The organism is Agrobacterium sp. SORGH_AS_0440 (genome assembly GCF_031453135.1).
Classification (GTDB): domain Bacteria; phylum Pseudomonadota; class Alphaproteobacteria; order Rhizobiales; family Rhizobiaceae; genus Agrobacterium; species Agrobacterium pusense.
This window is the reverse complement of record NZ_JAVIYR010000002.1, coordinates 2,681,487-2,695,190: the sequence shown is the minus strand read 5'-3', so window position 1 is coordinate 2,695,190 and position 13,704 is coordinate 2,681,487. Positions and strand designations below refer to the sequence as shown.

Annotated in this window: 11 protein-coding genes, 2 pseudogenes and 1 riboswitch; of the genes and pseudogenes, 10 read left to right on the top strand and 3 right to left on the bottom strand. The window is 61.7% G+C overall.

Translation table 11 applies throughout. The features are described 5' to 3' along the window. On the bottom strand, window positions 1-618 hold the full coding sequence (gene cobO / locus QE453_RS22340) for a cob(I)yrinic acid a,c-diamide adenosyltransferase (RefSeq protein ID WP_004444179.1): 618 nt from the start codon (window positions 616-618) through the stop codon (window positions 1-3). Window positions 619-750: 132 nt separating this feature from the next. Further along, window positions 751-968, top strand: a riboswitch (cobalamin riboswitch). Between the two features lie 117 nt (window positions 969-1,085). On the opposite strand from cobO, the gene QE453_RS22335 reads away from it, so the two are divergent. From QE453_RS22335 to QE453_RS22305, 7 genes and pseudogenes are all read left to right on the top strand, one after another. Further along, window positions 1,086-1,511, top strand: coding sequence for a DUF1636 family protein (locus QE453_RS22335; RefSeq protein ID WP_309778055.1), 426 nt, complete (start codon window positions 1,086-1,088; stop codon window positions 1,509-1,511). After that, window positions 1,508-2,545, top strand: a complete 1,038-nt coding sequence (cobW, locus tag QE453_RS22330) for a cobalamin biosynthesis protein CobW (RefSeq protein ID WP_309778053.1) — start codon at window positions 1,508-1,510, stop codon at window positions 2,543-2,545. The genes QE453_RS22335 and cobW overlap by 4 nt, the downstream gene beginning before the upstream one ends. 2 nt (window positions 2,546-2,547) lie before the next feature. Continuing rightward, window positions 2,548-5,898 (top strand): cobaltochelatase subunit CobN, encoded by a 3,351-nt coding sequence (gene cobN, locus QE453_RS22325; protein WP_309778051.1) that lies wholly within the window; start codon window positions 2,548-2,550, stop codon window positions 5,896-5,898. Next, a pseudogene (gene cobG / locus QE453_RS22320) lies at window positions 5,898-7,251 on the top strand (precorrin-3B synthase). Before cobN ends, cobG begins: the two are co-directional and overlap by 1 nt. Further along, window positions 7,248-7,880, top strand: a complete 633-nt coding sequence (locus QE453_RS22315; RefSeq protein ID WP_006700275.1) for a precorrin-8X methylmutase — start codon at window positions 7,248-7,250, stop codon at window positions 7,878-7,880. Before cobG ends, QE453_RS22315 begins: the two are co-directional and overlap by 4 nt. Next, the gene (locus QE453_RS22310; RefSeq protein WP_072495198.1) at window positions 7,877-8,644 is read left to right on the top strand and encodes a precorrin-2 C(20)-methyltransferase; all 768 of its coding nucleotides are present in this window, start codon (window positions 7,877-7,879) and stop codon (window positions 8,642-8,644) included. The genes QE453_RS22315 and QE453_RS22310 overlap by 4 nt, the downstream gene beginning before the upstream one ends. Next, window positions 8,641-9,402 carry a precorrin-3B C(17)-methyltransferase gene (locus tag QE453_RS22305; protein ID WP_045533471.1) on the top strand — a complete coding sequence of 254 codons (762 nt, stop codon included), beginning with the start codon at window positions 8,641-8,643 and terminating at the stop codon, window positions 9,400-9,402. The genes QE453_RS22310 and QE453_RS22305 overlap by 4 nt, the downstream gene beginning before the upstream one ends. On the opposite strand, the gene QE453_RS22300 is transcribed toward QE453_RS22305, so the two are convergent. After that, the gene (locus QE453_RS22300) at window positions 9,369-10,151 is read right to left on the bottom strand and encodes a cobalt-precorrin-6A reductase (protein ID WP_309778045.1); all 783 of its coding nucleotides are present in this window, start codon (window positions 10,149-10,151) and stop codon (window positions 9,369-9,371) included. The genes QE453_RS22305 and QE453_RS22300 overlap by 34 nt on opposite strands. On the opposite strand from QE453_RS22300, the pseudogene cbiE reads away from it, so the two are divergent. The 3 genes and pseudogenes from cbiE to cobM all read left to right on the top strand — a co-directional run bounded on the left by cbiE (window position 10,150) and on the right by cobM (window position 12,597). Beyond that, window positions 10,150-11,411, top strand: a pseudogene (gene cbiE, locus QE453_RS22295) (precorrin-6y C5,15-methyltransferase (decarboxylating) subunit CbiE). The gene QE453_RS22300 and the pseudogene cbiE overlap by 2 nt on opposite strands. Beyond that, the gene (locus tag QE453_RS22290) at window positions 11,405-11,827 is read left to right on the top strand and encodes a cobalamin biosynthesis protein (RefSeq protein ID WP_309778043.1); all 423 of its coding nucleotides are present in this window, start codon (window positions 11,405-11,407) and stop codon (window positions 11,825-11,827) included. Before cbiE ends, QE453_RS22290 begins: the two are co-directional and overlap by 7 nt. Beyond that, entirely contained in the window at window positions 11,824-12,597 is a 774-nt protein-coding gene (cobM, locus tag QE453_RS22285; protein ID WP_004444155.1) for a precorrin-4 C(11)-methyltransferase, read from the top strand. The genes QE453_RS22290 and cobM overlap by 4 nt, the downstream gene beginning before the upstream one ends. Here the strand turns inward: cobM and QE453_RS22280 are convergent. Next, on the bottom strand, window positions 12,552-13,682 hold the full coding sequence (locus tag QE453_RS22280) for a cobalt-precorrin-5B (C(1))-methyltransferase (RefSeq protein WP_022557019.1): 1,131 nt from the start codon (window positions 13,680-13,682) through the stop codon (window positions 12,552-12,554). The genes cobM and QE453_RS22280 overlap by 46 nt on opposite strands. Window positions 13,683-13,704: the final 22 nt, after the last annotated feature.

Genomic DNA, 13,704 nt, shown 5'->3' with positions numbered 1-13,704 from the left:
TCAGAATTCTATCCCTGGCTGTGCTTTCACGCCCGCCTTGAAATGATGTTTTACCAGCGTCATCTCCGTCACCATGTCGGCGGCGTCGATCAGCGGTTGCTTGGCATTGCGGCCGGTGACGATGATGTGCAGATCGGGCCGACGGCTGGCCAGCGTCGTCACGACCTCGTCAAGCGGCAGGTAATCATAACGCAATGCGATATTCAGTTCGTCGAGTATCAGCAGGCCGATCGTCTGGTCAGCCATCAGTGTCACGGCTTCTTCCCACGCCTTCGCGGCAGCGGCAACATCGCGCTTCAGATCCTGCGTATCCCAGGTGAAGCCTTCACCCATGGTACGCCACACCACCTTGTCACCGAACAGAGCCAGCGCCTGCTGTTCGCCGGTCGACCATGCACCCTTGATGAATTGCACGACGCCGACCCTGCGCCCGATGCCGAGCATACGCAACGCAAGGCCGAAGGCGGCCGTGGACTTGCCCTTGCCGGGGCCGGTATTGATCATCAGCAGACCTTTTTCGATGGTCTTTGCCGCGACTTCGGCATCCTGCACCGTCTTGCGGTTGACCATTTTCTGCCGATGGCGCTCGGCTTCGTTGTCGCTGATGTCGCGTGTCATCGCATATTCCTTCTTCACTCCAGCAGCCGGGAACTTATCCCTGCCCTTCGGAGCGGCGACTATACCCAATTTGCCGCACCCGGCAATGCGCGAGCCACGGGGGGCGGCATTGACCCCAAAGCCCGTTCGGCCTAAGGGTAAGGAACTGACGGTCTTTCCCCGGCAACGGGAAAAGCTAAGAGGGAACACGGTTCCACCCTGAAACGGGTCATTCCGTGGCTGCCCCCGCAACTGTAAGCGGCAAGCCCGCACCGTAAAGCCACTGGACCAGAGAGATGGTTCGGGAAGGCGGTGTCCGGGCGCTCATCGAGCCGCAAGCCAGGAGACCTGCCGCTTCAGGAAAAACGTCTACCGGGCGGGGTGCTCCGGTCAGTCGATGACGTCGAACAGCCGGTCTGTGCCTGTGCGCATACCGTTTTCGATATCCGCACCCCAAAGAATTTGACTTGGCGCGGGAACGATACGGTTTGGATATTTCAGCGACATCTTCATTTGCTGGTGGAAACGCGCAGGATGAAACGGCGTCCGGTGTGGTCGTTTTCGTTTGCCGAAGCTGTCGCGACGAAGCTGATCCCAGCGCCGAGCCACGTGCCGGCTCATGTCTTGCCGAGGCCGTCACCGCAGAGGCGGAAGCGTCCGGCATCGCGGTCCGTTCCGTCAATTGTCTCGCCAACTGCAAACGTGGCCTCAGTGCCGTGCTGCGCAGCGCCAATGGCTGGTCCTATGTGTTTGGTGGGCTGACACCCGACGATGCAGGGGACCTGCTGACCGGCGCGCGGCTTCTTTCTGCGTCTTCAGATGGCCTGATGCCCTGGCGCGGCCGCCCCGAACCATTAAAGCGCGGCATGGTGGCGCGCATTCCCCCATTCGATTTTACCGAGGAGAGATCATGAGCAACCATCTGGACCGCGTTCCCTGCACCATCGTCACCGGTTTTCTAGGGGCGGGAAAAACGACGCTGTTGCGTGGTCTTCTGGAAAAGCTGGACGGCAAGCGGCTCGCAATCATCGTCAATGAATTCGGCGATATCGGTATCGACGGCGAAATCCTGAAAGGCTGCGGCATTGAAAGCTGCCCGGAAGAAAACATCGTCGAACTGGCCAACGGCTGTATCTGCTGCACGGTGGCTGACGATTTCCAGCCCGCGATCGAACAGATTCTCAGCCGCCAGCCGAAGGTGGAGCATATCCTGATCGAGACCTCTGGTCTTGCCCTGCCTAAGCCGCTGGTCCAGGCTTTCCAATGGCCGGCCATCAAGAGCCGCGTGACCGTGGACGCCGTTGTGGCCGTGGTGGATGGCGCCGCCCTTGCTGAAGGAAAGGTCGCGCACGACATGGAGGCGCTCGCTGCTCAGCGGGCCAATGACGAGGCGCTTGATCACGATGATCCGGTTGAGGAAGTTTTCGAGGACCAGGTCGCCTGCGCCGATCTCATCGTTCTCACCAAGGCCGATCTCCTTGATGAAGCCGGCCTCGACAAGGCGAGGGCGCATGTGCTCGAACATCTGCCGAAGGCGGCGAAGATCGTTGTGGCCTCCAATGGCGCCGTCGACCCCGCCGTGCTGATCGGTCTTGGTCTTGCCGTTGAAGAGGATATCGAAAACCGCCGCACCCACCATGACGGTGAACTGGACCATGAACACGACGATTTCGACAGCTTCGTCATCGACCTGCCGGCCGTGGCCGATCCGGAAGCACTGGCGGCGCGCATTGCCGAAACGGCTGCGGCTGAAAACGTCCTGCGTATCAAGGGCTTTGTCGAAGTTTCCGCCAAGCCCATGCGTCTGCAGGTGCAGGCGGTCGGAAGCCGGGTCAATCATTATTACGACCGCCCCTGGGCAGCGGGCGAGCAGCGCCGCAGCCGACTGGTCATTATCGGCGAAAAGGGCATCAATCGCGAAAAGATCGAACAGATGCTGGCCGCCTGACGATGCATATTCTTGCCACCACATCCTCGTCTCTTGACGATCTGATCGAGCCGGTTGACCTCAACCAGCCTCGATCGGATGTGGTGATGCTGTCGTTTTCGACAAGCGATCTTGCCGGGCTTGAGCAGGCGTGGCGACAGGCGGACAGTGTGCTCCCCAGCCTGTCCGCCGCAAACCTCGCCGAGCTTCGCCATCCCATGTCGGTTGACCTGTGGATCGAAAAGACAGCGGAGCATGCCACGGTCATCCTTGTCCGAATCCTCGGTGGAGCGGAACGCTGGCGTTATGGAGTTGATCAGCTTTCCAGCATGGCGCGCCGACGTGGCATAAAGCTTCTGCTTCTGCCCGGCGAATGCAGTGAAAGGGACGAAAAGCTCGAAGCGGCGTCGACAGTGGACACACACATCCTGGCATCCGTCCTTTCCTTTTTCCGCGAAGGTGGAAGAGAGAATATGGGTCGCCTTGCCGGTGGCCTCGCCGCTCTGGCAAGAGATGACGCATGGCCGATGATAGAAGCTGAGCCATTGCCGAAAGCCGGCTTTTATCGGCCGGGGGTGGGGGGGTTGGGGCAAATGGAGGCCTGCTCTGGCTTCCCGGCTGCCGCGCCCGTTCTGCCTATTGTCTTTTATCGCTCCATGTTGCTGGCTGCGGATGCGGCGCCGGTGGATGCGCTCTTTCACGCGCTTTGCGAGCGCGGTTTCTCCCCGGTGCCGATTTTTGTCAGCGGCCTGAAGGATGGCGACGCCCTTCGCTTTCTCGAAAAGGCGCTGAGAGATATTCAGCCCGCTGCCATCCTTGCTGCGACGGCCTTTGCCAGTCAGAGCGATGCCGATGGCCATACGCTGTTCGATCGGCTTGGCGTTCCCGTTTTCCAGGTCGCCATGGCGACGACCCGGCGCGACGGCTGGGCGGCGAATGCGCGTGGACTAAACCCGTCCGATCTTGCCATGCATATTGTGCTGCCTGAACTGGATGGCCGGATTTTCGCAGGCGTGATTTCCTTCAAGCAGCCTCGGACCGATGGCGGTATCAGTCTCGTAAACATGCCGGAGGCGGATCGTGTCGAGCAGGTGGCAAGCCGCATCGCGGCCTTCCTGCGTCTGAAAAATACCTCGCCGGAGGAGCGGCGCATTGTCGTTCTGATGCCGGATTATCCGGGTGCAGCCCCGGGGCGAACCGGTTACGCCGTTGGTCTGGATGTGCCGCAAAGCGTGCTCGAAATGCTGCGAGATCTTGCAGATGCCGGCTATTGCGTCGAAGATATTCCCGAAACGGCAAGGGCGCTGCTCGATCGCCTTGAGCAGCAGGAAGCGACGATCGATCTTGCCGATTATCGAGGTTTTCTTTCGGGTTTGCCTGACGATGCCGCGGCCTCCTTGAGTGCGACATGGGGAGCTGCGGAAAGTGATGAAGCTTTCGCCGATGGCGGGTTTCGTTTTCGCGTCGCGCGTTTCGGCCAGGTCTTCGTGGCGCTTGCGCCGGACAGGGGGCGCAATGAGGACCGCCGGGTTGACTATCACGATCCCGCCCTGCCACCGCGCCACGCGCTTGTTGCCTTCGGCGCATGGATGCAGCGCGTGGCATCCGCCCATGCCATCGTGCATGTGGGCGCGCACGGTACGCTGGAATGGCTGCCGGGCAAGACAGTGGCGCTTTCCCGCAAGTGCTTTCCGGAAATTGTCACTGGTCCGCTGCCGGTGATTTATCCGTTTATCGTTTCCAATCCCGGTGAGGCGGCGGTGGCGAAACGGCGTATTGCAGCCGTCACCATCGGCCATATTCCGCCGGTGCTGGTTAATGCCGGGCTTTCGCCGGAACAACTGGCGCTTGAACAGCTGGTCGACGAATATGCGCAGGCCGATGGGCTCGATCGGCGACGGCGCGACCGGCTGGCGAAGCTGATCATTGAAAAAGCGCAGGAAACCGGGCTTGCAACCGAGGCCGGCGTGAATACGAAGGACGATGCCGACGCCGCCCTCTCACGCATCGACGCCTTTCTCTGTGATCTCAAGGATTTTGCGATCAAGGACGGCCAACACATTTTCGGCCGCTGCGCCCAAGGTGAGGCTGATCCTCTGAGACTTCAAAGCGCCCGGGCCGAGAAGGCGGCCTTGCTTGCCGCACTCGATGGCCGGCACGTTGCTCCCGGTCCTTCCGGCGCACCGGCACGGGGCCGGATCGATGTACTTCCCACGGGCCGCAATCTTTATGCAGCGGATCCGCGCACGATGCCGACGCCCACCGCTTTTGAACTCGGGCGCATGGCCGGCGAAGAGGTGCTCCGTCATCATCTGCAGAGCCACGGGGATTGGCCGAAACATCTGGTGTTCGATCTCTGGGGAAGTGCCAGTCTTCGCAACGGCGGCGAGGATGTGGCGCAGGCGCTGCACCTGATGGGAGCGCGGCCGATTTACGACGCCGGCACCGGCCGCGTGACCGGCATCGAGGTGCTGCCGCCGGCCAGCCTCGGCCGTCCACGCGTTGATGTGACGTTCCGCATTTCCGGCCTGTTTCGGGATATGTTTCCTGCGCTGATCGCGCTTCTCGATGCTGCCGCCAAGGCCGTGGCGCGGCGTGAAGAAGCGCCGGGCGACAATCCGCTTGCGGAAGAGGCGGCTCTGCTCGGTCATATACCACCGCGGATTTTCGGCTCTGCGCCCGGCACCTATGGTGCTGGTATTGAGGAGAAGCTCGCCAGCGGCAAATGGGACGAACGCGAGGAACTGGGTAAAGCCTACTTAGATGCGGCAAGTTACGCATTCGGAGGTGCGGACGGGCTGGAGATTTTCGAGGATGCCGGATTTGCGCAGGCGGTGCGCCGGGCTGATCTTCTGGTTCACACCGGCGATGATCCCGGCCGCGATCTTCTGGACGGTTCTTCCGATGTCGCTTTCATTGGCGGCTTTTCCGCTGCCAAGGCTGCACTTGGAGGCGTTGCCGATATCGTGGCGCTGGATACGACCGATCCGGCGCGCCCACGGGCAAGATCGATGACACAGGCCCTGACGCGGGTGGTGCGGGCCCGTGCCGTCAATCCGCGCTTCATCGAAGGCCAGATGCGACACGGCCCACGCGGTGCGGCGGAGTTTGCCGAGACGGTGGACCGGCTGGTCGGCTTTGCCGAAACCACCAATGCGGTGTCGTCATCGTTGATTGAAGCCCTTTACGATGCCTATTTCGGCAATGAAGCGGTGCGCGATTTCATCCTGCGCGAAAACCCGAAGGCAGCGCGGGTGATGGCGGAACGTTTCTTGTCCGCCCGCCGCCGCGGCCTGTGGCACAGTCGCCGAAACGCGGTGGATGCGGAGCTTGAAATGCTGCTTTTGCCCCGTCCGGAAAGGGTCGGCGCGTGATGACGGCCTTATTCAATCCCGTTCAGCCAGTCAGCCGCCGCGGCGCATGCCCGGCTCTCTCTGCACCCATGCCCACCGGCGATGGTCTCCTGTCACGGATCGCATTCGAAGAGGATATCACGCCCCTTGAGATGAAGAGGCTTTGCGATCTTTCGGATTTCCATGGCAATGGCTTGATGGACATTACCGCCCGGGGCAGCCTGCAATTTCGCGGTCTGTCGCCCGAGAGCGCGCGCTTTCTGGAAAAAGAGGTTCTGGCGCTTGGTCTACCGCTTCGCGATGGGCTGGCGGTTGAGGTGTCGCCCTTATCCGGTCGTGACGAGACGGAAATTGCCGATGGCCGTTCTCTTGCAGACGAGATTCGCCGGGAGGCAAAAGCGCCGGGACTTGCTGAAAAACTCGCCGCCAAAATGTCTGTGGTGATCGACGGTGGCGGATATGTTTCCATGGGAGATTTGCTCGCTGACATCCGCCTGAAAGCACAGCGTCTGGAAGGGCAGGTCTTCTGGCGCCTGTTTGTGGGCGGTCCGGAAAGCAGCTCAGTGGATGCGGGGCTGGTTGGCGCCGGCGCCGCAGCTGGTGTCGTCCTTGAATTGCTCGCGCTTCTGGCAAAAAAAGGTCCGCTCGCCCGCGGTCGCGATCTGGATCGGAAGATGATTGAAGCGATCTGTGGTGATCATCTGGTGGATCTGGCCGGAAGCGAGGCATCCCGGTCCCTCGTGCCTTTGGGTTTGATGGCCGCAGGCGGGGCCGGTTTTGCTGCAGGCGTCGCGCCTGCCTTCAGTCAGATCAAAGCCGCTGATATAGCGCGTCTCTGCGAAGCGGCCGCCGTGCTCGGTATTCAGTCTCTTCGGCCAGCGATAAATCATAGCCTGCTGTTTTTCGGTTCCCAGCGCGCGTGCGGCGCACTGCTTGCGAGTGCCGGAACATCGGGTTTCGTCACGGCTGCCGGCGACGGGCGATCTTCCATAGCAGTCTGTCCCGGCGCTCCCGGTTGCGCGTCGGCCTTTTATCCTACTCACGAACTGGCTTCCTTTGCGGCAGGCGCTTGCGCCCCGCTGCTCGACGGTTCCGTGACCCTGCATATTTCCGGATGTGGCAAAGGCTGCGCCCATCCCGCGCCGTCGCTTCTGACCTTTTCAGGTTCCGATAATGGCATGGCTTTTTCGATTTTTGGCCGCGCCGGCGATTTTCCGGACGGCATTTTACCCTTTGCACAACAAAGAGCGGCGCTTTCGCGGCTTGCCCGTCTTTATGAAAAAGAACATAAGCCCGGGGAAAAACGCCGCTGGCCTGTTTGCCCGTCTGGGCAGGCAGGCAATTGTCGCGGCGCTTCGACAGGATGACCGATGACCGACTATGACTATATTCGCGATGGCAATGCGATCTATGAGCGCTCCTTCGCCATAATACGCGAGGAAGCGGATTTGTCCGCTTTTGCCGAAGATCAGGCGGACATCGCCATTCGCATGATTCATGCCTGCGGGCTGGTTGAGGCCGCCGCCCATTTCCGTTTCTCCCCGGATTTTGTCTCTGCCGCGCGTGGCGCACTCCTTGCGGGCAAGCCCATCCTTTGCGATGCGGAAATGGTCGCCCATGGTGTGACGCGCGCGCGCCTGCCAGCCGCCAATGCGGTCATCTGCACACTTCGTGATCCGCGCACGCCCGACATTGCGAGGTCCATCGGCAATACACGTTCGGCCGCCGCGCTTGATCTCTGGGCGGAGCACATGAACGGTGCTCTGGTAGCGATCGGCAACGCGCCAACAGCCCTGTTCTATCTTCTGGAGATGCTCGAAAAGGGCGCGCCTCGCCCCGCCGCCATCATCGGCATGCCGGTCGGTTTCGTCGGCGCAGCGGAATCGAAGGATGCGTTGGAAGTCAGTACGCTCGGCATTCCCTACGCCATCGTCAAGGGACGCATGGGCGGCTCGGCCATGACGGCTGCCGCCGTCAACGCGGTTGCGAGGGCGGGCCTGTGAGCGCGGCTCTTTTTGAACATCGTAAGGGGAAACTCGTCGGCGTCGGCACCGGTCCCGGCGATCCTGAACTGCTGACGCTGAAAGCGGTGCGTGCCATCGAGGCAGCCGACGTTCTGGCTTTCTTCTGCAAAAAGGGCAGTAGCGGCAACGGCCGTGGTATCGTCGAGGCCTTTATCCGTCCGGGCACGCTTGAAATGCCGTTGGTTTACCCCGTCACGGTTGAAAGCGACAAGAACGGTGAGGATTATCGCGATGCGATCGCCCGATTTTTCGATCAGTCGGCGAAGGACATTGCAGCACATCTCGAAGCCGGCAGGAATGTTGCCGTGCTCTCGGAAGGCGATCCGCTGTTCTATGGCTCCTATATGCATCTGCATCTGCGGCTTGCGCCGTCCTATCAGGCGGAAGTCGTAGCCGGCATCACCGCTATGTCCGGCTGCTGGTCCATGGCTGGGCTGCCGCTGGTGCAGGGAGACGATATTCTGAGCGTGCTTCCTGGAACGCTTGCAGAAGATGTTCTTTCTGACCGTCTTTCCGGCACGGACGGGGCGGTCATCATGAAAGTCGGGCGCAACCTGCCCAAAATCCGCCGTGCACTGGAAAAGGCCGGCAAGCTCGAGCAGGCGCTTTATGTCGAGCGCGGCACCATGGCCAACAGCCATGCAGTGCGGCTCATCGAGCGGGATGCTTCGCCTGCACCCTACTTTTCGCTGGTTCTTGTACCTGGCTGGAAAACGAGGCCCGGCCCGGGTGAAGCACCATGACCGGCAAGCTCGTCGTCGTCGGACTGGGACCCGGTAATGCTGCACAGATGACGCCGGAGGCGCTTGCGGCTGTCGCGGCATCCGACGATTTTTTCGGCTATATTCCTTATCTCGACCGGCTGTCGCTTGGTCCCCATCAGCGCCGTCATGCCTCCGATAATCGCGAGGAGATCTCCCGCGCTGAACAGGCTCTTCGGCTTGCGGCCGAAGGTGGCAGGGTCTGCGTGGTTTCCGGTGGTGATCCCGGTGTTTTCGCCATGGCGGCGGCCATCTGCGAGGCAATCGAAAATGGTCCATCCGAATGGCGCGATATCGATGTTTCCGTCGTGCCGGGCGTGACGGCGATGCTGGCGGTGGCGGCAAGAGCGGGTGCGCCGCTCGGGCATGATTTTTGCGCCATTTCACTGTCGGACAATCTCAAACCCTGGGGAATCATCGAGAAACGACTGATCGCGGCGGCGCAGGCGGGTTTCGTGATGGCCTTCTATAATCCTGTCAGCAAGGCGCGGCCGCATCAGCTCGGCACGGCGTTTGACCTGTTGCGGGTGCATCTGCCCGGATCGGTGCCGGTAATCTTCGGCAGGGCGGCAGGCCGCCTGGATGAGCGCATACGGGTCGTGCCGCTATCGGAGGCGTCGAGCGACATGGCAGACATGGCGACCTGTGTCATTGTCGGTTCGGAAGAAACGCGTTTGATCGAACGTCCCGGAAAAGAACCGATCGTTTATTCGCCTCGTTTTTCGAAAAGAGAAAACTGATGGTGGATGGCGGTGAGCGCAGTCGCTATATCCGGCACCGTCACGCTTGTGGCGGGCGTGTCGTGCGACTGCCTCGGCCGCTCGATCATGATAACCGGCAGATGGAGTTGTCTGGCCGCTTCGATCTTGCCGTAACTTGCTGCGCCACCCGAGTTCTTCGATATCACGACCTCAATGCGGTTTTCTTCCAGCATACGGATTTCGTCCTCCGTTGCGAAAGGACCGCGTGCAGTGATGTAACGCGCATCCGGCAACTTCAGCGGCGGTTCCACGGGATCGACGCTGCGGATGAGATAGTTGTGCTGGGGCGCGGCCTCAAAAGGAAGAAGCTCCTGTCGACCGAGCGCCAGAAACACGCATCTGCCTTGGCCGCCAAGCGCGACGACCGCCTGATCGATGCTCTCGACACTTTGCCAGTTATCGCCCGGCTGACGCTGCCAGGCAGGACGCGAAAGCCTGATGAGCGGAACGCCTGCGCGCTTCGACGCCTCCACGGCATTGGCGGAAATTCTGGCGGCATAGGGATGGGTCGCATCCACCAGAATATCGAAATTCCCGGCGCGGATGAAATCCGCCAGCCCCGCCGCACCGCCGAAGCCGCCACTGCGCATGGGTACGGGCTGTTCCACCGGGGAGATCGTGCGCCCCGCCATGGAGAGCAGGATACGATAGCTGGAATCCTCGCCCAGCCGGCCGGCCAGGAGGCGGGCATCGGTCGTGCCGCCAAGAATGAGTATGGAGCGTGTCATGACCTCTGAGTATTCCGGAACGGGCAAGGCTTCCACCGAAAAGGAAGCAACGCGCTGGCTTTCCATCGTCGGCATCGGCGAGGACGGGCTTGACGGGCTCGGTAAAAATGCGCTGCGGGCAATCGAGGCCGCCGAAATTGTCTTTGGCGGCAAACGTCATCTGGACCTGGCAGCTGCGGCCATTCAGGGCGAGGCGCGGGCCTGGCCCGTGCCATTCGACGTGGAGATGAGGGACGTTCTGGCGCTGCGCGGCAGGAGGGTTTGCGTGCTGGCATCCGGTGATCCATTCTTCTACGGTGTGGGCGTCACGCTTCTGAGAAACGTCCCTGTCCGAGAGGTTGCATCGTATCCTTCGCCTTCGGCCTTTTCTCTCGCGGCTTCCCGGCTCGGCTGGCCGCTGCAATCGGTCGAGTGCGTTTCGCTGCACGGCCGACCCATCGACCTTTTGCGGCCGCATCTCCATCCCGGCACCCGCATCATAGCGCTGACGTCGGACGAGCGTGACCCGGCTTTGATCGCAAAATTGCTGTCTGCCTCCGGTTTCGGCCGGTCGGAATTCACTCTGCTCGAGGCTTTGGGAGGAGAACGGGAAAGATCGCACCGCGTCCCGGCGAGCGATTTCGCCGTTGAGGACGTCAATGCGCTGAATGTCGTGGCAATTGACGTTGTTGCGGATCAAGGCGCACGTATCCTGCCCTTTGCGCACGGACTTGACGATGGCCTGTTCGAACATGACGGGCAGATCACCAAACGCGAAATCCGGGCTGTGACCCTGTCCTCGCTGGCGCCACGCCGCGGCGAACTGCTGTGGGATATCGGTGCGGGTTCCGGCTCGATCGGCATTGAATGGATGCTGTCGCACCCTTCGCTCCGCGCCATTGCCATAGAGCAGCACCCGGCAAGGGCGGAACGCATAACGTTTAATGCCGACGTCTGCGGTGTTCCCGGGCTTGAGGTCATGATCGGTTCCGCTCCCGACGCTTTTGAAGGGTTACCCCGTCCGGACGCAATCTTCATTGGCGGCGGCGGCGGAGTGAAGCGGGTGTATTCGATGGGGCCGTGGGGGCATTGAAATCCGGGGGGCGTCTGGTCGCCAATGCCGTGACGTTGGAAATGGAGGCAGTTCTGCTGGCCGCGCATGCGAGGCTCGGCGGTTCGATCGTAAGGCTGGATGTGTCGCGGGCGGCGGCTGTCGGTTCAATGTCGGGGTGGCGTCCGGCCATGCCGGTGACCCAGTGGAGCTGGGTGAAGCCATGGTGATCGTGGCTGGCATAGGCTGCCGCAAGGGAGCGACGGCGGGGATGATCATCGCTGCCTTGCGGGCTGCCGAGCAGGATTTTGGCGTCAAGGCCGACCGCCTGGCAACTGCGCCACTTAAATCGCGGGAAGCCGGCCTTGCGGAAGCGGCGAAAACTCTTTCCCTGTCGCTCGAAATCGTCGCGCAGCATCGGCTTGATGCCGTTATCTCGAAAACGCTGACGTTTTCACGCGCAAGTTTCGAGCGGTCCGGTTTGCCGAGCGTGAGCGAAACCGCGGCGCTTGCGGCAGCGGGAGAGAATGCAAGGCTGGTCGCGCCGCGGCTCGTACACGGCGATGTGACGGTGGCCATCGCAACCGCTGACGGTGCCGCCCCAGAGGATGGCGGCAGCGCGATCGAACATGGAGAACACGAATGACGGTTCATTTCATCGGTGCCGGTCCAGGCGCCGCCGATCTCATTACGGTGCGCGGGCGCGATCTTATCGCGGCGTGCCCGGTCTGCCTTTATGCCGGCTCGCTGGTTCCGAAGGCGCTGATCGACTATTGCCCGCCGGGCGCGCGTATTGTCGATACGGCCGCACTTTCGCTGGATGAGATCGAGGCGGAATTCATCGCGGCAGCAAGGGAAGGCAAGGACGTTGCACGGTTGCACTCCGGCGACCTTTCCGTCTGGAGCGCAATGGGCGAACAGATCCGCCGGCTGGAGCAGCTGGGGCTCGATTACAGCGTGACGCCCGGGGTTCCTTCCTTCGCCGCCGCCGCCGCCGCCTTGCAACGCGAACTGACGGTGCCGGAAGTGGCGCAGAGCCTTGTGCTGACGCGGATTTCCGGGCGTGCATCGAAGATGCCCGATGGTGAGACGCTGCAGGCTTTCGGCGCGACGGGCGCGACGCTTGCCATCCATCTTGCCATTCATGCCATCGGCAGGGTCGTGGAAGAATTGACGCCGCTTTATGGTTCCGATTGCCCCGTCGCCATTGTCGTGCGGGCGTCCTGGCCGGATGAGCGGGTCATTCGCGGTAGCCTGTTCGATATCGAAGGCAAGCTTGCGGCCGAGCCTGTCGAGCGCACGGCGCTGATCTTCGTCGGTCGTGGTTTGGCCTCGACGGATTTTCGTGAAAGCGCACTCTACAGTGCAGACTATGTACGCCGCTTCCGGTCTCCAAAGGAGGATGCGGCGGGCTGATGCGACGGGGTGGAGGCGGTGCGTCCCTTCAACGCGCCCTGACGATCGAAAACCAGGATATCCAGTGCTATGGTCGGCGTCCTCAGCGCCGCCGCGGCGGTCACCCAGGCTTTTTCAGCAACGATCGCGCCAAGATCGATAGCGTTGCGATCGGCCAGCTGGAAGGCATGGGCGACGGTGTTGGCGCTGCGAATGGCGTCAGCGAGTTCCCCATCGCCACCTGCCTCCCCTGCCAGCGCCGCCAGCGCATCGAGATCGGCAAGACCTTTTTTGGAGTGCACGTCGAGCATCCCTTGGGCGAGCTTCGTCATCTTGGCGACGCCACCAGCAATCGTTACCCGCTCGACCGGGTGGCTGCGCAGATATTTCAACATCCCGCCGATGAAATCCCCCATGTCGATCAACGCGGTCTCGGGCAGTTCATACAGCGCCTGTCCCGCTTTTTCAGAGGTGTTCCCGGTAGCGCCGAGCACGTGAGTGCAGCCGGTCGCACGCGCCACGTCAATGCCTCGCCAGATGGAGTGGATCCAGGCCGAGCAGGAAAAAGGAATAACGACGCCCGTGGTGCCGAGAATGGAGATACCCCCGAGAATGCCGAGTCTGCCGTTGAGGGTTTTTTCCGCAAGTTTCTCGCCGTCTCGAACGGAAATTTCAACTTCGAAATCAGTCTCCGCACCAGCCACCTCGTGAATGGCGGTTTCGATCATCTTGCGTGGCACGGGATTGATGGCGGGTTCTCCTGGCGGCAGGGGCAGTCCGGGCCGCGTGACGGTGCCGACGCCCGTGCCGGCCTTGAAGGTGATACCGCTTCCCGGCTGACCGCGCCGCACCGTGCTTTCGATCAGTGCGCCGTGGGTAACATCAGGGTCATCGCCCGCATCCTTGATGACACCTGCGCGGGCGAAGTTTTCACCCTTTTCCTCGGTCGCGAGGGAAAATGCGGGCCTCGCGCCGCTTGGAAGTTCGACCTCGACAGGGTAAGGAAACTCGCCGGTCAGAAGGGCGGCGCAGGCCGCCTTCGTGGCGGCTGCCGCGCAGGTGCCCGTGGTCCAGCCGCGGCGAAGGGTCTTTCCATCCGTTTCCATATGAATTCCTATAGCCGGGACG

Bases quoted from the DNA above. Each gene is read 5' to 3' on its own strand.
- cobO (WP_004444179.1), bottom strand. From the start codon at position 618: ATGACACGCGACATCAGCGACAACGAAGCCGAGCGCCATCGGCAGAAA.
- cobW (WP_309778053.1), top strand. From the start codon at position 1,508: ATGAGCAACCATCTGGACCGCGTTCCCTGCACCATCGTCACCGGTTTT.
- cobN (WP_309778051.1), top strand. From the start codon at position 2,548: ATGCATATTCTTGCCACCACATCCTCGTCTCTTGACGATCTGATCGAG.
- QE453_RS22315 (WP_006700275.1), top strand. From the start codon at position 7,248: ATGACCGACTATGACTATATTCGCGATGGCAATGCGATCTATGAGCGC.
- QE453_RS22305 (WP_045533471.1), top strand. From the start codon at position 8,641: ATGACCGGCAAGCTCGTCGTCGTCGGACTGGGACCCGGTAATGCTGCA.
- QE453_RS22300 (WP_309778045.1), bottom strand. From the start codon at position 10,151: ATGACACGCTCCATACTCATTCTTGGCGGCACGACCGATGCCCGCCTC.
- QE453_RS22290 (WP_309778043.1), top strand. From the start codon at position 11,405: ATGGTGATCGTGGCTGGCATAGGCTGCCGCAAGGGAGCGACGGCGGGG.
- cobM (WP_004444155.1), top strand. From the start codon at position 11,824: ATGACGGTTCATTTCATCGGTGCCGGTCCAGGCGCCGCCGATCTCATT.
- QE453_RS22280 (WP_022557019.1), bottom strand. From the start codon at position 13,682: ATGGAAACGGATGGAAAGACCCTTCGCCGCGGCTGGACCACGGGCACC.